Genomic DNA, 23809 nt, shown 5'->3' with positions numbered 1-23809 from the left:
TCTTCGTGGCATCCGTCGCGTATCTGTTCGGCGTCCGGCGGGTGCGCCGTCGTGGTGAGACCTGGCCGGTGCTGCGCACGATCGGGTTCTTCGCTCTCGGACTGCTGCCGTACGCGGTGATCGAGCTCGGCTTCCTCGGGGTGTACTCGGCGGAGCTGCGGTGGGCCTTCTCGACGCGCGTCGCCCTGCTGATCTTCGCCGTGCCGGCGGGGATTGCGGCCGGACGCCCGCTCGACCTCGTGCCCTCGGGCATCCGGGAGCGGTTCCTCGCGTCGAGGGTCACGCGCATCTTCGGCAACGCGATGATCGCCACCGTCGTCATCGCCGCGGTCTTCTGCCTCTTCCTCACCCCGATCGCCGGCATCCTGCGCGTGAATCCGGTGGTCGAGGCCTCGCTCGGGATCGTCGTGCCCCTCGTGGGGCTCGCGATGGTGCTGCCGATGATGGCGCTGGGCGCCGTGCACACCGGCACCTTCATCGCGATCGAGTTCCTGCTCGCGTTCGTCGAGCTGCTGATCGACTCCGTGCCCGGTCTGCTGCTGCGCCTCAACGACGGCATCCTGGATCTGATTCCGGATGCCGCGCAGACGGCGCCCTGGTGGCCCTCGCTGCTGCACGACCAGCACCTCGCCGGCGACATGATCTGGTTCATCGCCGAGTTCGCCGACGTGCCGATCCTCGTCATCCTCATGGTCCGTTGGATGCGCTCGGACCGCGTCGAGGCGAAGGGGTTCGACGACCTCTCCGACGAGGAGTACGACGAGATGACCCGCGCCCACCTGCGCGGAGAGCGTTGACCGCCCGCCCGCACGCCGACAGGCTGGGGGAGTGCGCACCCACGAAGACGTCGACGCGTTCCTGACCGAGACCCTCGTCGGGTCCGACCCCGCGGGCGAGGCCGCGCTCTCCGCCCAGCACGACGCCGGACTGCCCGCGATCGAGGTCGCCCCGGTGAACGCGAAGTTCCTGCACCTGCTCACGCGAATCGCCGGCGCGCGCCGCGTGCTCGAGATCGGCACCCTCGGCGGGTACTCGACGATCTGGTTCGCCCGCGCCGTCGGCTCGGACGGGCAAGTCGTGACGATCGAGGCGGAACCGGCCAATGCGGAGATCGCCCGCGCGAATCTGGCGAACGCGGGCGTCGCGGACCGCGTCGACGTGCGCATCGGTCGCGGAGCGGACGTGCTGCCGACCCTCGTCGACGAAGAGCCGTTCGACCTCGTCTTCATCGACGCCGACAAGGAATCGAACGAGACCTACCTCGACTGGGCTGCGCGCCTCGGCCGACCCGGCACGGTCGTCGTGCTCGACAACGTCGTGCGCGGGGGAGAGGTCGCCGACGCCGACACGCCCGACAGCAAGGTGCAGGGCGCTCGCCGCGGCATCCTGATGCTCGGCTCCGACCCCCGCTTCGACGCCACGGCGCTGCAGACCCTCGACCGCAAGGGCTGGGACGGGGTGGCCGTGGCGATCGTGGTGGATCCGGTGGCGGGCCTCGGCGGGCACAGAGGTCCCTGAGCCTGTCGAAGGGACCGGACCCACGCGCGCACCGGTGGCTTCGGCGGGCTCGGCCACCTCGCTCCCGACCCGGCCCCACGCCCGACGGGCGACATCACTAGACTCGATCACGGACCGACGACGCTCCGCCCCCTCTCCACCCAAGAACCAACGAGGAGTCCTTCGTGGCACTTATCGAGGCTGTCAACGCGCGCGAGATCCTGGATTCGCGCGGTAACCCGACCGTCGAGGTGGAGGTGCTCCTCGACGACGGAATCGTCCAGCGGGCCGCCGTCCCCTCCGGCGCGTCCACCGGCGCGTTCGAGGCCTACGAGCTGCGCGACGGCGACAAGAGCCGCTACAGCGGCAAGGGCGTGCTGAAGGCCGTCGCCGCGGTTGTCGACGAGCTCGGCCCCGCCATCGAGGGCGTCGAGGCCAGCGAGCAGCGCGTCATCGACGAGATCCTCATCGAGACCGACGGCACGGAGAACAAGTCGCGCACGGGCGCCAACGCCATCCTCGGCGTCTCGCTCGCCGTGGCCAAGGCCGCCGCCGACAGCGCCGACCTCCCCCTGTTCCGCTACCTCGGCGGACCCAACGCGCACCTGCTGCCCGTCCCGCTGTTCAACGTCATCAACGGTGGCGAGCACGCCGACAACGGCATCGACTTCCAGGAGTTCTTCCTCGCCCCCATCGGCGCCGAGACCTACGGTGAGTCGCTGCGCTGGGGCACCGAGGTCTACCACGTCCTCAAGGGCGAGCTGAAGTCGGCCGGCTACAACACCGGCCTCGGCGACGAGGGCGGCTTCGCCCCCGACCTGCCCAGCAACCGCGAGGGCCTCGACTTCCTCATCCGCGCGATCGAGAAGGCCGGCTTCACCCCCGGCACGGACATCGCCGTCGGCCTCGACGTCGCCGCCACCGAGTTCTACAAGGACGGCGTCTACACGGTCGAGGGCAAGGAGTGGAGCGTCGACACGCTCGTCGACTACTTCGCCGACCTCGTCGCGAACTTCCCGATCGTCACGATCGAGGACGCCCTCGCCGAAGACGACTGGGACGGCTGGAAGAAGCTGACGGATGCCATCGGCACCAAGGTGCAGCTCGTCGGCGACGACCTGTTCGTCACCAACCCCAAGCGCCTGCAGCAGGGCATCGACCTCGGCGTCGCCAACTCGCTGCTGGTCAAGGTGAACCAGATCGGCACGCTGTCCGAGACGCTCGACGCGATCTCGCTGGCCACGCGCTCGGGCTACACCTCGATGCTGTCGCACCGCTCCGGTGAGACCGAGGACACCACGATCGCCGACCTCGCCGTCGCCGTGAACGCGGGCCAGATCAAGACCGGTGCCCCCGCGCGCAGCGAGCGCGTCGCGAAGTACAACCAGCTGCTCCGCATCGAAGAGGACCTCGGCGACGCCGCGGTCTTCGCGGGCCGCTCGGCGTTCCCCCGCTTCAAGGGCTGATCGACCGACCATCGAGGAGGGGGAGCCGAGAGGTTCCCCCTCCTTCGTCGTTTCCGGCTAAACGGATGCCGAGACCCGGCGCGTCCGCGAGCCGCCGAGGCCCCGCGACGTAGACTCGCTCGGGTTCCGATGACGTGCGCGCCGGGACGAGGAAGGGAGCATGCCGTGGATCGACCGACATTGCCTCCCCGCCGCCCCGCGGCATCCGACGCCCCGAAGGCGAAGAAGACTGCTGCGCCGCGCGCCGGATCGTCCGCCCGTTCGTCCGCCTCACGCCCCGCTTCGACGCGACCGACCTCGTCGCGTCCCTCGGCTCCGCAGGCGACCGGCCGTCGTGTCGACGTGCGCGAGTGGCTGGGCAAGGTGCGCGTCTCGGGCTTCGTCGTCATCATGCTCGGCCTGGTGGTGCTCGGTACGTTCGTGCTCGTTCCGACCGTCGGCACCTACATGGACCAGCGCCAGCAGATCCAGGCCCTGCGCAGCGCGGTCGAGCTCAGCCAGTCGGAGGTCGCCGACCTGCAGACCCAGCGCGACCGGTGGTCGGACCCCGCCTACATCCGCACGCAGGCGCGGGAGCGGCTCGGCTACACGTTCCCCGGCGAGGTGGTCTACCTCATCGACAACGACCTCCCCGCCTCGGCGACGCCGCAGGAGCAGGACGACGTGAGCCAGGACGTCGGCCAGACGCACACCGACTGGATGGCGCAGATGGTCCGCTCGGTGGCCGCCTCGGGCGCAGCCCAGGTCGCGGTGCCCACGACCCCGACGATCGGCGTGCCCGACCCCGCGCCCACCGACGCCCCGCCCGCGGGCTGAGCCCGGCGCACGCTCGGCGGAGTGTCGCCGACCCCGGGTACCCTGAGAGCGATGAGTACCGCAACGCTTCCCCCCGCTTCCGACGCCGACCTCGCCGTGCTGCAGGCGCAGCTGGGGCGCGTCCCGCGCGGAGTGGTGGGCATCGCCGCGCGGTGCGTGTGCGGCAACCCGACGGTGGTCGCGACCTCGCCGCGGCTCGACGACGGCAGCCCGTTCCCCACCTTCTACTACCTGACGCACCCGGCCGCGACGGCCGCGATGTCGGTGCTCGAAGCGGGTCACGTCATGAAGGAGTTCTCCGACGAGCTCGCCGAAGACGAAGAGCTTCAGGCGGCGTACGTGCGCGCGCACGAGGCGTACCTGCGTGATCGCGCCGCCTACGGCGAGCCCGAAGAGATCGCGGGCATCTCCGCCGGCGGAATGCCCACCCGCGTGAAGTGCCTGCACGCCGTCGCGGGGCACGCGCTCGCGGCCGGCCCGGGGGTCAACCCGATCGGCGACCGCGCGCTCGCCCGCGGTACCTGGTCGCCCGAGCGCTGCGCCTGCGAGAGCCCCGGGGCGGGCGGATGAAGCGGGTCGCCGCAGCCCTGGCATCCGTCATCCTCGTGGCGGTGCTGACGGGTGCGACGGCGACGCCCGCACCGGCACCGGCCAACCCGGTGCCCGAAGACCCGACCGACTCGGTGCGCGCCTCGGAGTACTGGCTCGACCAGTACGGCGTACGCGAGGCGTGGAAGACCACGCGCGGCGCGGGCCAGAAGATCGCGATCATCGACACCGGAATCGGCCGGGGACCCGCCGAGTTCAGCGGGGCCGTCGTCGGCGGCACCGATGTGTCGGGGGTCGGCGCCGCCGACGGGCGCACCCCGGTCGGCGCGGTGGACTCCAACCACGGCAGTTGGGTCGCCTCGCTCGCCGCCTCGCGCGGCACGGGCAACGGCCGCGGCATGATCGGCGTCGCGCCGGAGGCCGAACTGCTGTCGATCTCGGTCGGCTTCGGCAACTCGACCCCCAAGCCCTTCACCGAGCAGATCGCCGACGCCATGCGCTGGGCGGTCGACAACGGCGCGACGATCATCAACCTCTCGCTCACCACCAACACCCTCGACTGGGACACCAGTTGGGACACCGCGTTCGAGTACGCCTTCGATCACGACGTCGTCGTCGTGGTCGCCGCCGGCAACCGGGGGAGCGGCACCGACCGGGTCGGTGCCCCCGCCACGATCCCGGGCGTGCTCGCGGTGGGAGGCGTCGACCCCAACGGCGTCGCGAGCAACGACGCGTCGACCCAGGGCATCACGATCGGACTGTCGGCCCCCAGCGAGCGACTCGTGGGCGTCTCGGCAGACGGGACGCTCGTCGGGTGGAACGGCACGAGCGGCGCGGCCCCGATCGTGGCCGGCATCGCCGCGCTCGTGCGGTCGGCGCATCCCGACCTCGACGCGAACAACGTGCTCGCCCGGCTGATCGAGACCGCGAAGCCCGCCAACGGCGCCTCGTCGGTGCCCGACAAGCTGTACGGGTACGGGCTCGTGGATGCCGCCGCGGCGGTCTCGGCGCGCGTGCCGAGCGTCACCGAGAACCCCCTCGGCAGCCTCAAGGAGTGGATCCGCCTCTACCGTCGGGCCGACACCGAGCCCGCGCCCGAGCCGACGTCGTCGCCCGTCGTCATCCCGCCCCTGCCTCCCGTGGAGGCGGCGCCCGCCGCCGGTTCGCCTCTGCTGCCCTCGCGCGATAGCGTTCTCTACGGATCGTTGCCGCTCGCGGGTGCCACCGTCGCGGCTATAATGATTGCGCTCGGCGTCACTGCTGCTGCCCGGCGAATTCGACAGGCGCGCATCTCCCGCGAGCCGAGCCGCACCACAAACGAGGAGTCCCTCCCATCGTGACAACTACCGTGCCCAGAATCCTCATCGTCGGTGGGGGCTACGCAGGTTTCTACACCGCCTGGAAGCTCGAGAAGCTCCTCGGCCGCGGCGAGGCCGAGGTCACCCTCGTCGACCCGCTGCCGTACATGACGTACCAGCCGTTCCTCCCCGAGGTCGCAGCCGGCGAGATCGAGCCGCGCCACGTCGTCGTGGGTCTGCGCCGCCACCTCAAGCGCACCACGGTCATCGCGGGCAAGGTCACCGGCATCGAGCACGCCTCGAAGACCGCGACCATCACCCCGATCGAGGGCGACGAGACCTTCACGCAGAGCTACGACCAGATCGTCGTGACCGCCGGCGCCGTCTCGCGCACCTTCCCGATCCCGGGCATCGCCGACAACGCGATCGGCCTCAAGACGATCGAAGAGGCCGTGGCCATCCGCGACCGCCTCACCTCGAACTTCGACAAGGCGTCGGTGCTGCCCGCCGGTCCTGAGCGCGACCGTCTGCTGACCGTCGTCGTCGTCGGCGGTGGCTTCGCCGGCATCGAGGTATTCGCCGAGCTGCGCGCGTACGCCTCGTCGCTGCTGAAGTTCTACCCGACGCTGGCGTTCGAAGACACGCACTTCCACCTCATCGAGGCCATGGGCCGCATCATGCCCGAGGTGTCGCAGAAGACGAGCGAGTGGGTGCTCGCCGACCTCGCGAAGAAGGGTGCGTTCGTGCACCTCGACACGCAGGTCAAGGGCGCCGTCGACGGTGTCATCGAGCTGTCGACCGGTGAGCAGCTGCCCACCGACCTCATCATCTGGACGGCAGGCGTCATGGCCAACCCGACCGTCGTGCGCGGGAGCGACCTGCCCGTCGAGGAGCGCGGTCGCATCCGCACCCGCCCCGACCTGCGCGTCGGCACCGAAGACGAGATCGTCGAGGGTGCCTGGGCCGCCGGTGACGTCTCGGCCGTCCCCGACCTCTCGGGTGGTGGCGTGGGCGGCTTCTGCGTCCCCAACGCCCAGCACGCTGTGCGTCAGGGCAAGCTCATGGCGAAGAACATCGTGGCGGTGCTGCGCGGCGAGCAGCCCAAGGAGTACAACCACAAGAACCTCGGCGCCGTCGCGGGCCTGGGTCTCTACAACGGTGCGTTCCAGTCGGGCAACATCGCCCTCACGGGTCTGATCGCCTGGTTCGCCCACCGCGGTTACCACGGCCTGGCCATGCCCACGTGGGAGCGCAAGTTCCGCGTGATCGGCGACTGGATCCAGAACTTCTTCCACGGCCGCGAGGTCGTCAACCTCGAGGCCGTGCAGAAGCCGCGCGCCGCGTTCGAGGAGTTCGCCGCGCGCCCGCGTCCGGCCGCTCCCGCCGCCGACGCTCCCGCGCCGGCCGCAGCCCCGGCCGACAAGAAGGCCGAGCCCGTCGCCGCGAAGTAATCTCTCGCACGCTCGAGACCCCCGTGCCCCTGTGGGTGCGGGGGTCTCGTCGTTTCCGGATGCCGCGGGCGACGTGGTCGTGCCGTGGTGCGGATGCGGTGGGGGACACGCCGGGCGGTCGCGTCCGGGAGCGGCGTGTCGGGGGTGCGGTCCGCAGGACGGCGGGTGGAGCGGTGTGCGGGGTGGCGGGGCCGTCGTGCGGATGCCGTGGGGGACACGCCGGGCGGTTGCATCCTGCTTCGGCGTGTCGGGAGTGCGGTCCGCGGGACGGCGGGTGGAGCGGTGTGCGGGGTGGAGGGGCCGTCGTGCGGATGCGGTGGGGGACACGCCGAGCGGTCGCGTCCGGGAGCGGCGTGTCGGGGGTGCGGTCCGCAGGACGGCGGGCGCATGGCCGCCCGCGATACGGTGGAGCACGGGCCCCCGTAGCCCAATGGCAGAGGCAGGCGACTTAAAATCGCTTCAGTCTGGGTTCGAGTCCCAGCGGGGGCACCATCTAGCCCCGGATTTATGCGGCAGGCGGCCCCCTTCGACCTCAGTCGGCGGGGGCCGCTCGCTATTTACTCGCTGTTTTCGCCGAAGGCGTCGAGCGCCGAAGTCGCGTCCGGGCCGACAGCGAGAGGCTGCACGTAGTGCTTCTTCGTCACGGTGCTGCCCGACGTGTGGCCCAGCTGCGCACCTGCCATCTCGATGCCCAGCTCATCCCGGATGCGGGTAGCGACGGCCTTGCGGAGGGAGCGAGGCGTGATGTCCGCGTAGGGGGTGTCAGCGAGTGCCTCGCGCCAGTTGCGGCGGAGGTTGTGCGGCCAGCGCAGTGTGCCGACGGCGGAGGGGAAGACCCATTCGCAGTAAGAGTCGATGCGGCGTCGGGTGAGGACGTCAACGACGTATTGGGGGAGCTTGAGCGCGCGGTTCGAGTCTTCGGTCTTCGGGTAGGGCTGGACGAAGACCTTTCCGTCGGCGTCGAGGCTGACGGTGCCGCGGATGCTGAGTGTTGGGCGGGGGAGCGCGCTGAGGTCGATGTCGACCCACCGAAGGGCGAGGATCTCGGCCGTGCGTGCGCCGGTGCCGGCGAAGACGTCGAAGAGGTCTCCGAGGTCGGCGGTGCGGCGGTTGCCGCGCTTGTCGGGGGCGGCGTCGTATGCGCGCATGAGCGCAGCCATCTCCCGGATGGAGTGCGCGTCAGGCGCGGTGACGGCTTTGCGCGCCTGGACGATGCGGCCGACGTCGCGGACGGGGTTGGATCGGATGGCGCCGTGGCGAACCCCGAGGGCGAAGACGTGCTGCAGGAGGGTTCGGGCTGTCTTGGCGGTGCCGGGGCCGTGGTCGGCGGTGACGGTCTTGAGGAACCGGTCGACGCGCGGCACGGTGGCCTCGCCGAGTCGGACGCTCCCGAAGCCGTCGCGGACGATCGTGCTGAGGATGTCGGTGTAGCGCCGGACGGTGGAGATGGCGAGCTCGGAGCGCTCGGGCTCGGCGAGCCATTTCTCGGCGGCGTGCTTGACGGTGCTGTCGGCGGTGAGGTCTTCGCCGGCGGGGGCGAGGCGTGCCTTCATTGCGGCGACGAGAACGCGCTCGGCCTCGGCGCCGGTCTTGCCCTGCCTCTGCATCTTTCGGGTCTTGCCGTCGGCGTCTCGGTAGTAGGCGACGGCCGTGGGCTTTCCGTCAACGATCGTGCGGCGGATCTTTCCCCACGTCTCGAGGTGGAGTGGCGGGCGGGGCATCAGCGCGCGGTGAGGCGGCCGGTGCGGTGCAGGCGTACCCACGTCCGCATGATCTTCTCGGTGACGTTCAGCTCGAGGGCGATGAGGCCGGCGTCTTCCGTGATGCCGTGGAAGGACTCGAGGCGGGAGCGTCGGATCAGTCGCTGCGCGGCAATGCGGTCGGCCCGCTCTTCCTGCAGGTCGTTGGTGCCGACGTCGTTGTGCTCGAAGTGCACGATCTCGTGCGCGAGTGCGCAGCGCTCGACGGCGGCGTGCAGGTTTGGGCGGACGAAAATCGCTTGGTGGGCTGACGAGAACGCGGCGACAACCTCTTCGGGTAGGTCGTCGCGGAAGACGATGGGCAGGTCGAGCATCTCGGCATGCGCCCACGGGTCGTAGTCGGCAGCGCAGACGCTGTCGCGGACGCGGTCGATGCCGTACATCAGGCGCATTCCTCGGTGCGTTTCGGGCGCCTCGCTGATCTCGATGTCGTCCCAGTAGTCGTCGTATGCGCTTGCCATCGTGGTACCCATTCCCGTGCTTAAGCCTCCCCGCGCGAGGGATCGACCGGCGTGTTGTCCGTGGTGGCGGCGAGTTCGGTGGTATCGAGCTCGACCGTCTCCAAGTCAGTATGCGTTCGACCTCCGACACCGAACCGTCCGGTCACCACGTTGCCGCGGTCGCGACTCTCGACGCGCGTCAGTAGCTCGCGAGCCAGGTCGACGTCGGAGAGATCGGCGACCCCAACCTTGACGGTCCGAACGTTCGCCTCCGTGTCCGTGATGTATTCGCTCGCGGCCAGCGCCTCGACCACCGGGCGGTCGTAGGCGCGAGCGAACTTCAACACGAACTCGACGGCGGGGCGACTGCCCTGCTTCCAGCGCGTGACGTTCGACTTGTCGATGCCTACGAGGTCGGCGATGTCCTTGGCCTGGACGTCCCCAGCGACTGCCTGCACGAACTTCCACCAGCGAGTTTCATTCACGGCCTTCACTGTAGTTGCGCACACGCAACAGCGCAAGAGAGTGCAGCAACCAAATCGTGGTTGCACAACAGCAACTCGACGCCTACTATCGGTTGCATCGCAGCAACTGACTGTTGCAGCAGGTCGACCAAAGGAGGCGAGATGGCAACCCTGACCATCGACGTCCAGTGCTTCGAGGCCCTCCGGAAGGACCAGGGCCTCGACACCGTCCAATCCCTCGCGACAGCCCTCGGCGTCGACAAGGGGACCGCATCTCGCGTGCTCAACGGCAAGGCCGCGCCCGGTCCGCGATTCATCTCGTCGGTACTCCGAACGTTCCCGATCAAGTTCGAGGACGTGTTCATCGTCGTCGACGACGACGCGCCGGTCGCGAGTGCCGCGATGCGGAGCGCCGCATGAGCGGCGGACGCAGCGGCCCGGTGCTCACGACCAAGGGCGCGGCCGCCTACTGCGGAATCGCTGTTCAGACGCTCTACAACGAGCTATCCGCCGGCACCGGACCGACGTCGCACAAGCAGGGGCGCCTCAACGCCTTCTACGAGGCGGACCTCGACGCGTGGCTTAAGACGCGGATCACGGAACGCGAGATGGCGGTGGCGTCATGACTATCCCGGCTGTCTTCACGCTGGACGGCGCGGACGTGCGCACCGTCGTGCTGGACGGCGAACCGTGGTTCGTCGGCCGAGACGCGTGCGACGTCGTCGGCATCGCGAAGTACCGCGACGCGCTCGCGCAGCTCGCCCCCGACGAAAGGGCGTCCGCGACCGTGGACACCCTCGGCGGCCCGCAGCAGATGACCGTCGTCAACGAGGCTGGCGTGAACGCCCTCCTCCTGATCAGCCGGTCGCCGCGCGCTCGCCTCGTGCAGCGCTGGATCGCGCACGACGTGCTCCCCAGCATCCGTCGCACCGGCGCGTACGTCGCGCCGCAGACGCCCGAGCAGCGCTTGGCCGCCGCCGTGCTCGAGGCGCAGCGGATCATCGAGGCCCGCGACGTGCAGGTCGCCGAGCTAACGCCCCGCGCCGAGGCGTGGGACGAGCTGGCATCGGCCGACGGCGACTTCTCTGTCGCGGACGCCGCGAAGATGCTCGCCCGCGCGGGCGTTGAGACCGGACCGCAGCGCCTCTTCGAGCAGCTCGCCGGCATCCGCTGGATCTTCCGCGGGGGCGACGGCAAGTGGCGCGCGTACGCGACCTACGTCTCCGAGGGATACCTCACCGAGCGACCTCAGTCGCACGAGCACCCGCGCACGAAGGAGCGCGTGCTCGACGCCCCGCAGGTGCGCGTCACGATGCGCGGCCTCGAGCGCCTCCGCATCCGCCTCGGCGTCCTGCGCCCGCTCGAGGTCGCGTCGTGAACCCCGACGAGATGCCGGTGTGGTTCGCCATCCCCACGGCCACCGTGCTGTGCGTGATCTGGCTCGCCCCCATCCTCCGCGAGCGGCGACGAGCACGCCGCCACCGATAGCCCCACAACCCCACAACCTCGATCCCGACCGAAGGGCACATCATGACGGATCACAGCAACACCCTCATCCTGAACGTTCCCGTCCTCACGCGCGCCGTGGGCAGCCTGCTCCGCGCCATCACCCCCACCGCGCAACGCCGCCGCACGTGGGAGCCCGCGCGCGTGCAGTGGAACCACCGCGCCAGCATCCTCGCGAGCCTCGAGCCCGCCGACCGCGCGGCACACAGCATCGCCCGCCCATACCTCGTGATCCACCCGGAGCGTGAGATCGCCGAGGAGCGCAACGGCGCCGCGTACTGCGCCGCGTGCGACGAGCACTACCTCGGCGACCGCTTCGAGTGGGTGCGCTCGCCCGCGTTCCTCCGCGCGCAGCGCTGGGCACACGTGCACAACGCCAAGCGGCACCCGAGGAGATGGCAGCGCGCGCAGCAGTTCCCCGCGAGCATCCCCGCCGAGATCCGAGAGCGCGCCAGCGCATGACCGCCGACTTCTCGTGCCCGTGCGGCACGACCGCCTCCGCCGCGCCCAATGCGACCCCCGAAGACACCGAGACCTTCGACGCCACCGTGCGCCGCCACTTCGCAGGAGACCACTCATGACCACCGACCAGCAGACCTCCGAACCGCGCATCGTCGTCCCGGGCGACGGATCCCGCGTGCAGTGGATGGCCGAGCGCGGCGAAGGCGTCACCGCATCCGAGGCGTGGGAGATCGCGCGCGGCGGCATCAAGACGTGGCGCCGCATCCTCGAGCAGAAGATGAACGGCTCGACGTTCCGCGGCAACCGCGCCACCAACGCCGGCCACGCCCGCGAGGCCGCACTGCTCGACGAGACCGCCGACGCGCTGGACGCCGTCGAGCCAAACAGCGCGCTCTGGGCCGCGGCGAGCAACGACCTGTTCCGCGCGACACCGGACGGCATCGGCTGGGAAGACCAGCACGCCGTCGTCGTCGAGGTGAAGTCGCACGAGCAAGGCTGGGAGCACGACGGCATCCCGATGGACCACCTCGCTCAGATGCAGTGGCAGATGCTGGTGCTCGGCGCGGTCCGCGGCCTCTACGGCTTCGAGGTCCGCGACGAAGACGACCAGCCCCCGCTCGACGGCGCGACGTGGATCCCCGTCGAGCGCGACGAGGAGATGATCGCGTGGCTCACCCAGCGCGCAGAGGCGTTCCTCGCGTGGCGTGAGGCCGGATGTCCCGACGTCATGCCGCTGCCCGACGACGTCGAGGCCGCGCGCGCTGCGTGGGTGCCGCTGAAGCGCGCCGCGGACGCTGCGGCCGCCGCCGAGAAGACCGCGAATGCCGCGTTGAAAAAGGCAATTGAGGGTCAGCCCTACGCACGCCGCTTCGGCCACGTCGGCATCGGCGAGGACGGCGGCTACCAGCTCACCGTGAGCGAGACCCGATCGATCGACGAGGCCGCGTTCAAGGCCGCCGACCCCGAGGGACACGACGACGTGGAGCAGCTGCGCGTTGCGCTCGCATTCGCGGAGGCCGCCGCCGCCCGCACCTACCCGAAGACCACGCGCAGAACGACCCTGCGCTACCAGGAGGCGTGAACCATGCCCGAACCCCGCACTATCACCGTCGAGCAGGCAAGATCCGCAGTCCTCGCCTCCGGCCAGCTCGCCGCCATCGACGGCCCCTATTTCCTCGCCGCTGCAGACGCCGAGTGGCGCGACGTGCACATCGCCGACGCCCCGCCCGTCGCGGCGCGCGTCATCATCACCCGCCGAGACCAGGCGCCCCGCAAGATCACGATCGGCTGGGCAGAATACGAGGCGCAGGAGCAGACCGACCCCGAGTGGAACGCCACCCGGGCCGCCAAGCCGATGACCATCTTCGGCAGCGAGGTCGAGCGTCACGCGTACCGCGCCGTCTTCGCCGACATCCTCGCGCCCCTGCTCGCCGCCACCCCGGCCGCGCCCGCGGACGGACCCGCACCGTGGGAAACCACCGTCGCGCCTGAGCGCGACTGGGCCGCCGACATCGACACGGCCGCAGACGTCGAAGCTCTCGACGTGGTCGTGCGCGAAGCCCGCGCCGCCCGCGTCTTCAAGCCGACACCGGAGGGCACCGCCCTGGATCGTGCGTGGAAGGCGCGCCGCAAGGTGCTCGCCGAGGCCGCCGACGTTGACGCATGGGCGCCGGCGCCCGGACCGTCCGACGCCGCACAGGGCCCGGCGACGCCGGAGCGCCTCGACGAGCTCAACGCGATCGCCACCCGCACGCGCCCGCTCGACCACCTCCCGACGAACCGCGCCGGACGCCGCGCCCAGAAGCGAAAGGGGCACCGCCGTGGACGCTGATCCCTCTACCGGCGCCGTCGTGCCTGTCCCGGACGGGTTCGACGCCGTCCCCCTGAATGTCGCCGTCCTCGACGAGGACTGGCTGCTGCAGTGGACGCCGTCGCGCGCGCAGATCGTCGGCGCCCTGTCAATCGCCCGGGCGAAGAATCTCGCCGCGCCGGGCGCGCTCGACGACTACCGCCGCAAGCTCACTGACGCGAAGCGCGAGCAGAAGGTAGCCATCGGCCTCGCCGTGCAGCGCCTCCGCGGCGAGTTCGGCCACCGCACCACCCGCACAGAGCTCGTTGACCTCGCGCACGGCGTCGACGACCGTGTCATCGCCGCGGACGACGCCGTCGACACCGCCTGGCTGCTATTCGAGTACGCCAAGGATTTTGCCGAGGCGATCGAGCGGGACGTGTCCCTGCTGCAGTCGATCGCCAAGGCGCAGGCGGGAGGACAGCCGTGAGCCCCCGCCGGTCCGCGGATCCGATGGCCGCCGCGCGCCCCGTCGTGCGCGAGCGCTCCCGCGGTGTGTGCGAGCGATGCGGTCAGGCTCGAGCAACCGATATGCACCACCGAAAGCTACGCCGCCACGGCGACCACGCCCCCGCAAATCTCGTGCACCTGTGCCGCGTCTGCCACGGCGCCGTGCACGCTAAGCCCGCAGCCGCCGCGGATGCCGGGTTCATCGTCTGGCGCCACGAGGACCCGCGCGCCCTGCCCATCGCTCACGGCATCTTCGGCCGCGTCATCCTCGACGACGCCGGCGGATACGAGCTCGCAGCATGAGCGCCGCAACGCTCGCTGTCGGGTATCAGCGACCGACTGTCCCCTGGAACGGCCTCACCGTCACTGACCTCTTCTGCGGTGCCGGCGGATCGTCTTCTGGTCTGGTCGAGGCGGGCTACCGCGTCGTCATCGCGGCGAACCACTGGGCACTCGCGATCGAGTCGCACCAGATCAATCACCCCGACACGGACCACTCGCAGGCCGACATCTCGCAGGCGAACCCGGCCTACTTCCCGAAGACGCACGTCCTGTGGGGATCGCCGGAGTGCACGAATCACTCGATCGCGAAAGGCGTGAAGCGCCAGCGTCAGCAGGATCAGGCTCTGTTTGAGCTCGATGGCACCCGCCCCCTCGCCGACGAGGCCGCGAATCGCTCGCGCGCCACGATGTGGGACATTCCCCGCTTCGCTGAGCACCACCGCTACATGGCGATTATCCTCGAGAACGTCGTTGACGCGTACCGCTGGGATCAGTTCGACGCGTGGCAGATGGCGATGCGCGCGCTCGGGTACCGGATGCAGCTCGTGTGGCTGAACAGCATGCACGCGCAGATCGGCGGGCTCCCCGCACCGCAGTCCCGCGACCGCATGTACGTCGTGATGTGGCGCGAGGATCTTGTGACGAAGGACCGCCAGGGCCCCGACGTCGGGAAGTGGACCAGGCCCATGGCTGTGTGCGCCGAGCACGGCGAGGTGCAGGCCGTCCAGGCGTTCAAGAAGAAGGAGGCGTGGGGCCGCTACCGCGCGCAGTACGTCTACCGCTGCCCGACGTGCTGGACGCCGATTGAGCCCGGGTGGCTGGCCGCCGAGTCGATCATCGACTGGTCGCTGCCCGCGCCGCGCATCGGCGACCGCGCGAAGCCCCTCGCTGAGAAGACGCGCGAGCGCATCCGCCGCGGCATCGAACGCCACTGGGCGCCGATCATCGCGAAGGCCGCGGGCAACACCTACGACGGCGTCACGACCGGCTCGGGTTACCTCCGCGTCAGCGACCTGGACTCGCCCATCCCGGCGCAGACGGGCACCGCCGAGCACGGTCTCGCGATGCCGCCGGCGTTCCTCGCCCAGTTCCGCGAGCGCGACCGCACGCAGACGCTCGACAAGGCGCTGCCAACGGTCGTCGCCGACGGCGCGAGCCAGGCGCTCCTGGTGCCTGTGGAAGGTCGCGACGGCAAGAGCGCGGCGTCGGCCGGTGAGCCCCTGCGCACGCAGTCGACGCGCAATGAGACCGGGCTGCTCGTCCCTGCAGGTGGCACATGGCGATCCGACGCGAGCCCTCTCGGCGCGCCCATGCCGGCGCTGACGACCCGCGAGGCGCACGGCCTGGTCGTGCCGCTTCGGAACCACGGCGTCGCGAAGCCGATATCGCACCCGATCGACACGGTGAGCGCCGAGGGCAATCACCACGCGCTCGTGCTCACGAACACGCACGAGAACCGCGCGCGCTCCGTGACCGAGCCGCTGCCGACGGCGACCACCGCCACGACGCAGGCGCTCATCATGCGGAACAACACCGCCCGGGGCGACAGTGGCCAGATGTCGACGCCTGTCGACGAACCGCTGCGCGCGCTCACCACTGCCGGGCATCAGTCCCTCATTGAGCCGGGCGCACCGATCAGCCTCAACGTGGACGACGCTGGGTTTCGCATGCTCGAGCCCCACGAGATCCAACTGGGCATGGGTTTCGCTGCCGACTACCACCTCGTCGGGTCGAAGAGGGACAAGGTCAAGCAGGCTGGGAACGCCGTGACGCCGCCCGCCGCGCGCGACCTCGGCCATGCCGTCGCCGAGTTCCTGCTGGCGGTGCTCGCATGATCGCTCAGTGCCCGCCGATGCTCACTTCTTCCCAGTGGCGTTCGCCTCTCTCGTCGTACCAGACGACGCTGAAGTCGATGCCGGCCCACAAGGCGGTCTCGTCGACGATAACCATCCTGAATGTCCCCGTACCCGGTCCATCGATGCTCGGCCACACTGCCGCTGATCGTAGAGAGGCGCCGAGCCCGGCATCAAGCCGCACATTTCGCGCCGCGGAACCATGCGACCAGTTGACGAGCACGTACTCATCGTCATCGCGTCGGTCTTTCGATGTCGAGATGCTCCATCGGGGCGGGATGACGAGCATGTTCTTGGGCTTGATCTGGCTCTCCGTCGTGATTCGCAGACGGCCAACGGCGCGCGCCATCGTCCGCAGGACGCGCCACGCAGCACGGATGACAGCCCACAGACGCCTCCAGAAAATGGCGCTGAAGATGATCGCCGCGATGGCAAGGCCGACGCTGATCCAGCCCGCCGGGTCCGCCGCAAAAGTCTTCTCGAGATCCCCCACAGAGCGCACTCTACCGGGGGTGATCGCATGACTCAGCGGCCATCGGTTGGAACGGTCTACGCGGTGTACTGGCCCCGCGAAGGGGTGCTGAAGGTCGGCATCATGTGGCGCGACTCGCGCATGCGCGACCTGATCGCGACGGGCGCTGAGGTGCTCATGATGATGCGAGACAGCCCCGCCGCGTGGGAGAGGTACGCCCTCCGCGAGCTCGAGAAGACCTGGCCGCGCGCGTTTCCGACTCTCGCCGACGCCAAGGCCGAGCCCATCCTGCGCCGCGATCGCGGCTTCACCGAGTGCTACCGGGTTCCGGTCGACGAGCTGCCCGCCGCCGTCGACGCGATCCTGAGAGGGACCGTCCTCCATGACATTGACCAGACCAAGAACGACCCCGCTCGAGGCGTACCTGACAGCGCGGACGCTGCCGCCGATGGTGCGGGTGACCGCCGAGGGCCTGCGAATGCATGCCGACGACCACGGCCGCGGCCGCGTCGAGCTGCGGCAGATACTCGCCGACGTGTGGCCGGAGACGTCCGAGGTGACCGAGGCGGTGCTCGTCGATCACCTGCTGCTGATGGCGGAGGCCGACCTGATCGTGCTGTTCGAGGATGCGTCGGGTCGCGAGTGCTACGCCTTCACCTCGTGGGGGCGGGTCGACCGGGCGAACCCGTCGGCCGTGCCGGAGCCGCCGCCGTTCGCGAGACCCTCGCGAGAGCCTCGCGAGACGTTCGCGGCGGGGGAGAGGGAGGGCGCGGGGGAGCGCGAGAGCGAGAGTGCGGGAGCGGGTGGGCGGGAGGCTCACAGCCTCCGCCTGTCTCGCGAGGAGCTGCCCCCGGACCCGTTCTGCCCCGACCACCCGAACGCCACCCTGGATCCCTGCATCGCCTGCCAGAACGCCCGCCTGCGCAACAAGCGCTTCCTCGACCAACGACGACACGACATGCGAAAGGCGGTCAGTGACGATGTCATCCCTTGGTGACCTTCGAGTCCCCCTGATGATCCACCTCGACGGAGACACCTTCCGAGCGATCGAGGCCGCAGCGCACCGTGCGTCGAAGGTCGCCGGCCGGGAGGTGCAAATGCGGGAGCTGATCGAGAACCGTCTCGCTGACGCCGTGGTCGGCATCCGAGTCCCGACGCCGCCGAGGCGAGTGCGGATGAACAACGGCCGTGCGGGGCAGGCCAGTCGCCTGTCGGACGAGGGTCGCGAGGCCATCCGCTCGCTGACGGAGCAGGGGCGATCCGCCAAGTCGATCGCCGAAGAGGTCGGATGCCACCGGCAGACCGTCCTGAACTACCGCCGCAAACTACGCGACGCGCAGCAGCACAAAGAGACGAGGACAGCATGAAGATCAACGGAGCACTGCCCAAGGGCAACGCCGACGGCATCTCGCACGTCGAAACGCGTGTCATCCAAAGCCGGAAAATGATCGCCGCGGTGGTCATGCTCGACCCGGCGTCGATCGATGAGGACGTCGAGACCAGCGAGAAGTCGGTGCGCATGCGCGTGCGGCGCATCGAAGCCATCCTCCCCGAGGACGTCGACGCGGCAACGCGCCTACTCCGCCGAGCGTTCGAGCAGCGCACGGGTCAGGTGACTCTCCCCATCGAGGTAGAGGAAGACCTCGACGAGGCGCTTCGAGGCGTGCAATTCGATGCCGCCACCGGCGAGGTCGTGGACGAGGAGGGACGGGAATGACCGGAGAGACAGTCATCACCGTAGTCGGCAACCTGACGGCCGACCCCGAGCTGCGCTACACCCAGAACGGGATCCCGGTGGCGAACTTCACCATCGCGAGCACCCCGCGCACGTTCGACCGGCAGGCGAACGAGTGGAAGGACGGGGAGGCGCTGTTCCTCCGGGCGAGTGTGTGGCGTGAGTTCGCTGAGCACGTCGCCGGGTCGCTGGCTAAGGGGTCTCGTGTGATCGCGACGGGTCGTCTGAAGCAGCGAACCTACCAGGACCGTGAGGGGAACAACCGGACCGCGATCGAGCTCGAGGTCGACGAGATCGGACCCTCGCTCCGGTACGCAACGGCGACGGTGACGCGTGCAGCGCCGACCGGGCGTCAGCAGCCCACCCAGTCCACCGAGTGGGATTCTCGTCAGCCGGGTGACTCCGAGGCGTGGCCGACCCCGACGTCGGGGGAGGGGAGCTTTGGAGACGACACCCCGTTCTGAGGCGCCTGAGCGGATCGTCTGTCCCGAGTGTGCCGCTGGCAAGCACAGCTCGTGCGCGCACTTCGGCTTCGACGCCGCCGACGAGGAGACCGACTGCCAGTGCGGCTGCGAGACGTCCCGCACGTGCCCCAGTTGCGCCGACACCGTGCCCGAGGGCTGGACCCTCGACGACCACCTCAACTGCAACAACCCGGAGGACTTCTCATGAACGAGCGAGCATGCATCCGTGGCTGCACGGTGCGGGATGTGCACTTCGCGACGTGCCCCTGGTTCGGGGTCGACGAGGGCACGGAGCGTGCGCAGGAGATGCTCGAGGCGGGTGTGCGCTCGTGCTCGGGCTGCGCGCCGCGCGTGGCCCGCGAGGGCGTGCTGGTGTGCGAGGGCTGCTATCGCCGTATCCGACGTCTTTTGGGGGAGACGCCTGACCTGATAGCGCACCTGCGGTCGCTGGCGGATCCGTTGAAGGCGGCCGTGTACGACCGGGTGATGGTGTCGTCGTCGCGGCCGGAGCTCCCGGCGCCGGTGCCGGCTGATCTGGTGGACGCGTCGGATGATCTGATGCGGATGCTGCGGGAGTGGGCGGTCGTCGTCGACCCGGGTCTCGCGGGGCGCGCGGGTCTCGCCGCGGGCACGGAGACGGCTGAGGCGTTCGATGACGCTGACCTGTGCCTGCAGGCGATCCTGGTGGACTTTGACCACCTGGCGAACCGCGTGGAGGTCGTGGCGTTGGCGGATGCCGTGCTGCACCGACATTCGGGGGAGCCGGAGTGGTGGTCGGTGGTCGACGCGCTGGGGAAGTGGCCGCTGGATGATCAGCCGCGGTGGGCGAAGAACCCGTGCCCGGAGTGCGACTGCAAGACGGTGCGTGTGCGTCCGCCGCGCCGGAAGGGTGATGCGGCGGTGTACCAGTGCACGACGTGCGAGTGGGAGTCCGACGATCGTGCGGATGGCGGGTTCTGGGCGGAGGCATTCGCCGAGCTCGTGCCCGACACGACCCCAACCGTGCTGGTCGGCCGGGATGCGCCGGCTCTCGATCGCCCGCCCCTGCCTGCCGCAGACGCGCCTCGTCCTGGGCTGAGAGTCCTTCCGCAGCTACCGCCGGTGCTCCCGGCGTCGGCGGTGTGCTCGGAGTGCTTCACGGCGCGCGCGGTGAATGGGGCTTGCGCATGTGGCTGACGCAGGAGCAGGCCGCGGCCCGGGCGGGGGTGACTCCTCGCACGATTCGCAACTGGGTGGCGTGGGGGGAGATCAAGCCCCGCCTGGGCCGGTTCGCGGAGGCGGACGTGGTCGCGACGGAGAAGCGGATGCGCGCTCGGCGTGGTCGACGCAGAACACCATCGACCTAGGGAGCCGGCCACTGTTGGCATCCGGGCGAGTCGATTCATGCAAGGGGTCGCAGTCACGGGTGAAGACCCGTTGCACGCGGAAGAAGGCACCCATACAGCACTGCCACTCACAGAGGACAGGTGCTCCGAGAGACAGCTCCCGTGTATATGATCAGGGCATGCAGCGATGGACCTCGAGCTACCGCTTCGAGTGGACTCCGATTGTGACCTTCGGGCGGAGGCAGATCCGCTTCCTCGACTGGATCGAAGAGAACCTCGAACCGGTAGCTTTCTACGACCAGGTTGGAGTGACTGGTGTTGCCCTGGTCTCGAGGAATGTCCGCCTGACTCTCGATCAACGAGGGATGACTCTCCAAGACGGATCTGCCGTTGATGCGGGCGTCTCCTTGCTGATGCCAGCGGTGCGCGGAGTATTCGAAATTCTGGAACCAAAGGGAGCGCAGCTCCATAGCGCGTCTGTCGCGTGGTCGCGTGGGATAGATCACGTTGCCTACAACGAGGCTCGGGCGTCGCTGGCGCGATCAATCTCCCGGATCGGTCTCAATGACTCAGGCCCGCTCGCGATCGACGTGTCGGCACTGATGGACATCGCGACGCCTGCCTATAAAGGTCAGGTAGAATGGGGTGTTGTCAGCGCGGACGAGCTGATCGATCGCCTCAGCGTTCCGGAGGCGGGTCGTCTCTCGTCGAACAGGCCTGAAGCTGAGCTTCCTGGGATCGATGCTGGGGATCTTCCCGAGTCGTCGCTCTTCGTGGACACTAGTTTCCGGGCTACAAGTTCAGAGCTGATTGACAGCGCGCAAGGGATTGCAGACGCTGTTGACGACGTTAATAGAGTGAGCATGAGCACAGCGGATGCGATATTCGCTGGCACCGAGGAACTATGGGGGAAAAAATGAGCTCGACTCCAACCATCGAGCGCGCCGCATTGGCGCCTTCCACCGACTGGGTGGACATAGTCCCTCCCCGCAACGGCGCCCGCCTGACCAGCGCAAGTGTCCTCATTGCAATCAGCCGAGCCCGCATGGGAATGGACGACAGCATCGTCATCGACACGGACGCTTTGCGCCCGGTGGACAGCGCAGACATCGACGCCGCTCACCTCGCCGACGACCGCTGGGACAGTTGACCCACTGACCGATGCAGGTCTTGATACAGCGTGGCCAGGTTTGGCACGCGCAAGTGCCGTACAACGATGAGGTAGACGAGTCGAAGGTTAGGCCGATCGTGATCGTCGGGTGGTCAGACTTCGGATCCAAAGATGACCACAACATCCTCGTCGTGCCGTCGTCGACATTCGGTGGCGACCCGTCGAAGGCCAAATCGAGCGACCTGTCCCTAGCGGATTGGAAAGCAGCGGGGTTGAGTGCCGGCTCATTTATCCGGACGCGACGCGTGATGTCGTTGCACCCCTCGATGATCTTGTGGGAGCGCAAGATGCTCGGCACCCTCATCAAGTCCGACTGGGAGGCTGTGCTGTCGGGTATCGGCCTAATGTTCGCCACGACTCAGTACGCGGCCGTACCCGGGGCAAACGTCTGATCTCGACGAGCCAGAGATGGATTGAAGCCTCGCCAATCCGGCGGGGCTTCAGCTCTTCCGTGAGGGACACCCCAGGCTGAGCGTTTCCAGCGTTTCCACCTGCTGTGGTACGCTGTGCGTGCACTCGAATAATGCCCAAGCCCTGCCGACATCGGCGGGGCTTTCGTCGTTCCTGGGTGCGTTTACTTCCGGCCTGGTGCCCCAGGCGGGATCTCGTCTCACACGCCGCACGCTCACCTCAGACTGCACGAGCGGCCACCGACGCCCACCGCCCCTCACACCGCGGCGCGTTCGGATGGCACCACCTTCTGCATCCAGAGCCCCCTGCCGCGCGCGTGAGACGCAGACGTGAAAGGCGGGGCGCCCGGCCGCGATGACGCACCGGGCGCCCTACCGCTAAGCCGCGGGGGTAGCGACGTGGGCAATCCGCGTTATGCGAACGGGCATCGACGTCGACAACGACGGACCGAGCTGCTCGCTCAAGGTGCTCGATGCGTCTGGGGCGGATGCCGGTGGCCGGGGGACTGGCTCGGCGTCACGATGGCGCAGACGCTGAATCACCTCGATGACCGGTTCCCCGTCGTTGACGAGGTGGTGCCGATCAAGTACGGCGGGTCACCCACGGCGACCGACAACACTCGGCTGCTGCACCGATGGTGCAACCAGCAACGAGGGGCAGGACGCGAGGCACCGACCATCGTCGTGCACGAGTCCGAACCTCGCCCCGCAATCGCATCATCCCCAGGCTGGGGCCCGCAGAGGTAGCACGACAGCACGAGGCCGGGAGCGACTGACCACGATGACTGACCAGGGACAGCCCACCACGGGTGCATCGAGGCCCGCAGGCCGCCACCAGGCGCCGCACAGGGGGCACCACCCCCCACCCCCCGCAAGGGGCGGCGACCCCAGGGGATCGTGTACGTCCACGAGGTCGTGCGCGGGCTGCTGCTGATCATGGCGGCCTTCGCGCAAGGAGCGGCGCTGTGATTTGCACCCTCGCCGCCGTCGCGCACGCCCTCGCGTGGGCCGTGCTCTGGACTGTCACCTGGGTCGGACGCACCGCCGCGCGCGTGTGGGGTCGCATCCACGAGCCCCGCGTCGCGAAGGTGTTCCATCTCATCGGCTACCTCCTGGCCGTCGGCATCGGCGCCGTCACCCTCTGGCGACCGCCGACGTCGATCGAGACGCCCCTCGGCCCCACGCTCACCACCATCTGGGGCGCGCTCATCCTCACGGGGGCGGTTGCAGCGGCCGTCGCAGTCCTCCCCGGCTGGTGGTGGCTCGAACGCATCGGCATCTACTGCGTGGCCACCGGCGCCCTGATCTACTTCGCGGTCGTCATGACGCTGCACGTGCAGGGCCCGCCCGGCGCATCGCGGCTCACGCAGGCGGGCGTGATCCTCGCGTTCGCGTGGCTGGTCAGCGCGAACCGGCTCTGGGAGATCCGGGGCTACACCTTCGAACCGCGCGGGAGGTAGCAGTGGACCCCGCCGCTCAGGAGCTCACGCGCAACGTGCTCCTCATCCTCGGTGGGGTGCTCGGCGCGGAACTATTCAAGTCCCTCCGCGACGGCATCACCGGTTCGATGCGTCGGCGTCGCGCCGAGGTCGATCGCATCGCTCGCGAGAAGGCCGCCACCGAAGACGAGATCCACGACCTCGAGACGTGGAACCGCATCGTCACCGAGCACGCCCACGCCGTGCGCGTCGTCGCCATCCAGGCGGGTCTTCCCGTCCCGGAGTTTCCGGCGCGACCGCCCGGGAAGAAGAAGTGACCCCGGACCGTCCGGGGTCGTCTCGAAAGGACACCAGCATGACCGAAAAGCTCATCCCCGCCGACGCGCAGCTCGCCGCCAAGCGCGGCTTCGTGCGCACCACCTCGCAGGCCTACGGCACCGCCCTAGCCGGCGGCGTCAGCACGGCCGTCATCCTCGGCGTCGTCACAGGCGAAGCGCCGCTGGTGCCGCTGCTGATCACGGCAGGCGTCACCCTCGTGTCGCCCGTGATCGCCGGCGCCGCGTCCTACTTCTCGATCCTGTCGCGCGGCATTCCCGGCGACTACGCACCCGTCGAGTGACACGGCTCCTGGCGGCGGTCGGCATCACGCT

The 23809-nt window shown here is 69.3% G+C and carries 32 protein-coding genes, 1 tRNA gene and 1 pseudogene; 30 read left to right on the top strand and 4 right to left on the bottom strand.

What is annotated here, in order from left to right:
- Positions 1-5 precede the first annotated feature (5 nt).
- From LPW41_RS11805 to LPW41_RS11770, 8 genes are all read left to right on the top strand, one after another.
- The gene (locus LPW41_RS11805; protein WP_230704916.1) at positions 6-797 is read left to right on the top strand and encodes a cytochrome c oxidase assembly protein; all 792 of its coding nucleotides are present in this window, start codon (positions 6-8) and stop codon (positions 795-797) included.
- Positions 798-828: 31 nt separating this feature from the next.
- A complete protein-coding gene (locus tag LPW41_RS11800; protein WP_154096331.1) occupies positions 829-1518 on the top strand; it encodes an O-methyltransferase in 690 nt (229 codons plus the stop codon).
- 164 nt (positions 1519-1682) lie between these two features.
- The gene (gene eno / locus LPW41_RS11795) at positions 1683-2963 is read left to right on the top strand and encodes a phosphopyruvate hydratase (protein WP_154096332.1); all 1281 of its coding nucleotides are present in this window, start codon (positions 1683-1685) and stop codon (positions 2961-2963) included.
- 165 nt (positions 2964-3128) lie between these two features.
- Positions 3129-3779: a septum formation initiator family protein gene (locus LPW41_RS11790; RefSeq protein WP_230704915.1), complete on the top strand. Its 651-nt coding sequence runs from the start codon at positions 3129-3131 to the stop codon at positions 3777-3779.
- A gap of 51 nt (positions 3780-3830) precedes the next feature.
- Entirely contained in the window at positions 3831-4349 is a 519-nt protein-coding gene (locus tag LPW41_RS11785; RefSeq protein WP_230704914.1) for a DUF501 domain-containing protein, read from the top strand.
- Positions 4346-5668 (top strand): S8 family serine peptidase, encoded by a 1323-nt coding sequence (locus LPW41_RS11780; protein ID WP_230704913.1) that lies wholly within the window; start codon positions 4346-4348, stop codon positions 5666-5668. The genes LPW41_RS11785 and LPW41_RS11780 overlap by 4 nt, the downstream gene beginning before the upstream one ends.
- A gap of 8 nt (positions 5669-5676) precedes the next feature.
- Complete coding sequence (locus tag LPW41_RS11775; protein ID WP_144835307.1) at positions 5677-7077, top strand: NAD(P)/FAD-dependent oxidoreductase; 1401 nt, start codon at positions 5677-5679, stop codon at positions 7075-7077.
- A gap of 416 nt (positions 7078-7493) precedes the next feature.
- Positions 7494-7569: transfer RNA gene (locus LPW41_RS11770), tRNA-Leu, on the top strand.
- Positions 7570-7634: 65 nt separating this feature from the next.
- On the opposite strand, the gene LPW41_RS11765 is transcribed toward LPW41_RS11770, so the two are convergent.
- From LPW41_RS11765 to LPW41_RS11755, 3 genes are read right to left on the bottom strand one after another with little or no spacing between them, the layout of a single operon-like run.
- Positions 7635-8798, bottom strand: coding sequence for a tyrosine-type recombinase/integrase (locus LPW41_RS11765; protein WP_230704912.1), 1164 nt, complete (start codon positions 8796-8798; stop codon positions 7635-7637).
- Positions 8798-9298, bottom strand: a complete 501-nt coding sequence (locus tag LPW41_RS11760) for an ImmA/IrrE family metallo-endopeptidase (protein ID WP_230704911.1) — start codon at positions 9296-9298, stop codon at positions 8798-8800. Before LPW41_RS11760 ends, LPW41_RS11765 begins: the two co-directional genes overlap by 1 nt.
- A 20-nt stretch (positions 9299-9318) precedes the next feature.
- Positions 9319-9762 carry a helix-turn-helix transcriptional regulator gene (locus LPW41_RS11755; RefSeq protein WP_230704910.1) on the bottom strand — a complete coding sequence of 148 codons (444 nt, stop codon included), beginning with the start codon at positions 9760-9762 and terminating at the stop codon, positions 9319-9321.
- 141 nt (positions 9763-9903) lie between these two features.
- Here LPW41_RS11755 and LPW41_RS11750 point away from each other — a divergent pair, with 141 nt between their 5' ends.
- The 11 genes and pseudogenes from LPW41_RS11750 (at position 9904) to LPW41_RS11710 (ending at position 16125) form a co-directional block, all read left to right on the top strand.
- On the top strand, positions 9904-10161 hold the full coding sequence (locus LPW41_RS11750; protein WP_230704909.1) for a helix-turn-helix transcriptional regulator: 258 nt from the start codon (positions 9904-9906) through the stop codon (positions 10159-10161).
- Positions 10158-10367, top strand: coding sequence for a helix-turn-helix domain-containing protein (locus LPW41_RS11745; protein ID WP_230704908.1), 210 nt, complete (start codon positions 10158-10160; stop codon positions 10365-10367). Before LPW41_RS11750 ends, LPW41_RS11745 begins: the two co-directional genes overlap by 4 nt.
- On the top strand, positions 10364-11119 hold the full coding sequence (locus LPW41_RS11740) for a phage antirepressor KilAC domain-containing protein (protein ID WP_230704907.1): 756 nt from the start codon (positions 10364-10366) through the stop codon (positions 11117-11119). Before LPW41_RS11745 ends, LPW41_RS11740 begins: the two co-directional genes overlap by 4 nt.
- 152 nt (positions 11120-11271) lie before the next feature.
- Entirely contained in the window at positions 11272-11709 is a 438-nt protein-coding gene (locus tag LPW41_RS11735) for a hypothetical protein (RefSeq protein WP_230704906.1), read from the top strand.
- Positions 11706-11828 carry a hypothetical protein gene (locus LPW41_RS16865; protein ID WP_269074283.1) on the top strand — a complete coding sequence of 41 codons (123 nt, stop codon included), beginning with the start codon at positions 11706-11708 and terminating at the stop codon, positions 11826-11828. The genes LPW41_RS11735 and LPW41_RS16865 overlap by 4 nt, the downstream gene beginning before the upstream one ends.
- On the top strand, positions 11825-12790 hold the full coding sequence (locus LPW41_RS11730) for a YqaJ viral recombinase family protein (protein WP_230704905.1): 966 nt from the start codon (positions 11825-11827) through the stop codon (positions 12788-12790). The genes LPW41_RS16865 and LPW41_RS11730 overlap by 4 nt, the downstream gene beginning before the upstream one ends.
- Positions 12791-12793: 3 nt before the next feature.
- Positions 12794-13540, top strand: a complete 747-nt coding sequence (locus tag LPW41_RS11725; protein WP_230704904.1) for a hypothetical protein — start codon at positions 12794-12796, stop codon at positions 13538-13540.
- Positions 13530-13988 (top strand): hypothetical protein, encoded by a 459-nt coding sequence (locus tag LPW41_RS11720; RefSeq protein ID WP_230704903.1) that lies wholly within the window; start codon positions 13530-13532, stop codon positions 13986-13988. Before LPW41_RS11725 ends, LPW41_RS11720 begins: the two co-directional genes overlap by 11 nt.
- A gap of 23 nt (positions 13989-14011) precedes the next feature.
- Positions 14012-14167, top strand: a pseudogene (locus LPW41_RS17170) (HNH endonuclease); the annotation flags it as partial.
- 3 nt (positions 14168-14170) lie between these two features.
- Complete coding sequence (locus LPW41_RS11715) at positions 14171-14311, top strand: hypothetical protein (RefSeq protein ID WP_230704902.1); 141 nt, start codon at positions 14171-14173, stop codon at positions 14309-14311.
- Positions 14308-16125, top strand: a complete 1818-nt coding sequence (locus LPW41_RS11710; RefSeq protein WP_230704901.1) for a DNA cytosine methyltransferase — start codon at positions 14308-14310, stop codon at positions 16123-16125. Before LPW41_RS11715 ends, LPW41_RS11710 begins: the two co-directional genes overlap by 4 nt.
- A 4-nt stretch (positions 16126-16129) precedes the next feature.
- Here the strand turns inward: LPW41_RS11710 and LPW41_RS11705 are convergent, their stop codons facing one another.
- Positions 16130-16636: a hypothetical protein gene (locus tag LPW41_RS11705; RefSeq protein WP_230704900.1), complete on the bottom strand. Its 507-nt coding sequence runs from the start codon at positions 16634-16636 to the stop codon at positions 16130-16132.
- 436 nt (positions 16637-17072) lie between these two features.
- Here LPW41_RS11705 and LPW41_RS11700 point away from each other — a divergent pair, with 436 nt between their 5' ends.
- The 11 genes from LPW41_RS11700 (at position 17073) to LPW41_RS11655 (ending at position 23778) form a co-directional block, all read left to right on the top strand.
- Positions 17073-17612 (top strand): hypothetical protein, encoded by a 540-nt coding sequence (locus tag LPW41_RS11700; protein WP_230704899.1) that lies wholly within the window; start codon positions 17073-17075, stop codon positions 17610-17612.
- Positions 17613-17628: 16 nt separating this feature from the next.
- Positions 17629-17982, top strand: coding sequence for a helix-turn-helix domain-containing protein (locus LPW41_RS11695; RefSeq protein ID WP_230704898.1), 354 nt, complete (start codon positions 17629-17631; stop codon positions 17980-17982).
- Positions 17979-18332: a hypothetical protein gene (locus LPW41_RS11690; protein ID WP_230704897.1), complete on the top strand. Its 354-nt coding sequence runs from the start codon at positions 17979-17981 to the stop codon at positions 18330-18332. The genes LPW41_RS11695 and LPW41_RS11690 overlap by 4 nt, the downstream gene beginning before the upstream one ends.
- Positions 18329-18814, top strand: a complete 486-nt coding sequence (locus tag LPW41_RS11685; protein WP_230704896.1) for a single-stranded DNA-binding protein — start codon at positions 18329-18331, stop codon at positions 18812-18814. The genes LPW41_RS11690 and LPW41_RS11685 overlap by 4 nt, the downstream gene beginning before the upstream one ends.
- Before the next feature lie 204 nt (positions 18815-19018).
- Positions 19019-19990, top strand: coding sequence for a hypothetical protein (locus LPW41_RS11680; protein ID WP_230704895.1), 972 nt, complete (start codon positions 19019-19021; stop codon positions 19988-19990).
- A complete protein-coding gene (locus LPW41_RS17165) occupies positions 19981-20160 on the top strand; it encodes a helix-turn-helix domain-containing protein (protein ID WP_368858423.1) in 180 nt (59 codons plus the stop codon). The genes LPW41_RS11680 and LPW41_RS17165 overlap by 10 nt, the downstream gene beginning before the upstream one ends.
- Positions 20161-20318: 158 nt before the next feature.
- Complete coding sequence (locus LPW41_RS11675; RefSeq protein WP_230704894.1) at positions 20319-21059, top strand: hypothetical protein; 741 nt, start codon at positions 20319-20321, stop codon at positions 21057-21059.
- 241 nt (positions 21060-21300) lie between these two features.
- On the top strand, positions 21301-21702 hold the full coding sequence (locus LPW41_RS11670) for a type II toxin-antitoxin system PemK/MazF family toxin (RefSeq protein WP_269074282.1): 402 nt from the start codon (positions 21301-21303) through the stop codon (positions 21700-21702).
- A 983-nt stretch (positions 21703-22685) separates the two neighbouring features.
- Entirely contained in the window at positions 22686-23180 is a 495-nt protein-coding gene (locus LPW41_RS11665; RefSeq protein WP_230704892.1) for a hypothetical protein, read from the top strand.
- A gap of 2 nt (positions 23181-23182) precedes the next feature.
- Positions 23183-23476 (top strand): hypothetical protein, encoded by a 294-nt coding sequence (locus LPW41_RS11660; RefSeq protein WP_230704891.1) that lies wholly within the window; start codon positions 23183-23185, stop codon positions 23474-23476.
- A 38-nt stretch (positions 23477-23514) separates the two neighbouring features.
- Positions 23515-23778: a hypothetical protein gene (locus tag LPW41_RS11655; protein WP_230704890.1), complete on the top strand. Its 264-nt coding sequence runs from the start codon at positions 23515-23517 to the stop codon at positions 23776-23778.
- Positions 23779-23809 lie beyond the last annotated feature (31 nt).

The organism is Microbacterium sp. JC 701, from assembly GCF_021026215.1.
GTDB classification, from domain to species: Bacteria; Actinomycetota; Actinomycetes; order Actinomycetales; family Microbacteriaceae; genus Microbacterium; species Microbacterium algihabitans.
This window is presented reverse-complemented; position numbering and strand designations above follow the sequence as displayed.

What these genes read in the sequence shown, in the direction of transcription:
- LPW41_RS11765 (WP_230704912.1), bottom strand. Translation starts at nt 8,798, where the DNA reads ATGCCCCGCCCGCCACTCCACCTCGAGACGTGGGGAAAGATCCGCCGC.
- LPW41_RS11655 (WP_230704890.1), top strand. Translation starts at nt 23,515, where the DNA reads ATGACCGAAAAGCTCATCCCCGCCGACGCGCAGCTCGCCGCCAAGCGC.
- LPW41_RS11780 (WP_230704913.1), top strand. Translation starts at nt 4,346, where the DNA reads ATGAAGCGGGTCGCCGCAGCCCTGGCATCCGTCATCCTCGTGGCGGTG.
- LPW41_RS11725 (WP_230704904.1), top strand. Translation starts at nt 12,794, where the DNA reads ATGCCCGAACCCCGCACTATCACCGTCGAGCAGGCAAGATCCGCAGTC.
- LPW41_RS11740 (WP_230704907.1), top strand. Translation starts at nt 10,364, where the DNA reads ATGACTATCCCGGCTGTCTTCACGCTGGACGGCGCGGACGTGCGCACC.
- LPW41_RS11695 (WP_230704898.1), top strand. Translation starts at nt 17,629, where the DNA reads ATGATCCACCTCGACGGAGACACCTTCCGAGCGATCGAGGCCGCAGCG.
- LPW41_RS11750 (WP_230704909.1), top strand. Translation starts at nt 9,904, where the DNA reads ATGGCAACCCTGACCATCGACGTCCAGTGCTTCGAGGCCCTCCGGAAG.
- LPW41_RS11745 (WP_230704908.1), top strand. Translation starts at nt 10,158, where the DNA reads ATGAGCGGCGGACGCAGCGGCCCGGTGCTCACGACCAAGGGCGCGGCC.
- LPW41_RS11760 (WP_230704911.1), bottom strand. Translation starts at nt 9,298, where the DNA reads ATGGCAAGCGCATACGACGACTACTGGGACGACATCGAGATCAGCGAG.
- LPW41_RS11690 (WP_230704897.1), top strand. Translation starts at nt 17,979, where the DNA reads ATGAAGATCAACGGAGCACTGCCCAAGGGCAACGCCGACGGCATCTCG.
- LPW41_RS11730 (WP_230704905.1), top strand. Translation starts at nt 11,825, where the DNA reads ATGACCACCGACCAGCAGACCTCCGAACCGCGCATCGTCGTCCCGGGC.
- LPW41_RS16865 (WP_269074283.1), top strand. Translation starts at nt 11,706, where the DNA reads ATGACCGCCGACTTCTCGTGCCCGTGCGGCACGACCGCCTCCGCCGCG.
- LPW41_RS11785 (WP_230704914.1), top strand. Translation starts at nt 3,831, where the DNA reads ATGAGTACCGCAACGCTTCCCCCCGCTTCCGACGCCGACCTCGCCGTG.
- LPW41_RS11670 (WP_269074282.1), top strand. Translation starts at nt 21,301, where the DNA reads ATGCAGGTCTTGATACAGCGTGGCCAGGTTTGGCACGCGCAAGTGCCG.
- LPW41_RS11675 (WP_230704894.1), top strand. Translation starts at nt 20,319, where the DNA reads ATGCAGCGATGGACCTCGAGCTACCGCTTCGAGTGGACTCCGATTGTG.
- LPW41_RS11680 (WP_230704895.1), top strand. Translation starts at nt 19,019, where the DNA reads ATGAACGAGCGAGCATGCATCCGTGGCTGCACGGTGCGGGATGTGCAC.
- LPW41_RS11685 (WP_230704896.1), top strand. Translation starts at nt 18,329, where the DNA reads ATGACCGGAGAGACAGTCATCACCGTAGTCGGCAACCTGACGGCCGAC.
- LPW41_RS11735 (WP_230704906.1), top strand. Translation starts at nt 11,272, where the DNA reads ATGACGGATCACAGCAACACCCTCATCCTGAACGTTCCCGTCCTCACG.
- LPW41_RS11710 (WP_230704901.1), top strand. Translation starts at nt 14,308, where the DNA reads ATGAGCGCCGCAACGCTCGCTGTCGGGTATCAGCGACCGACTGTCCCC.
- LPW41_RS17165 (WP_368858423.1), top strand. Translation starts at nt 19,981, where the DNA reads ATGTGGCTGACGCAGGAGCAGGCCGCGGCCCGGGCGGGGGTGACTCCT.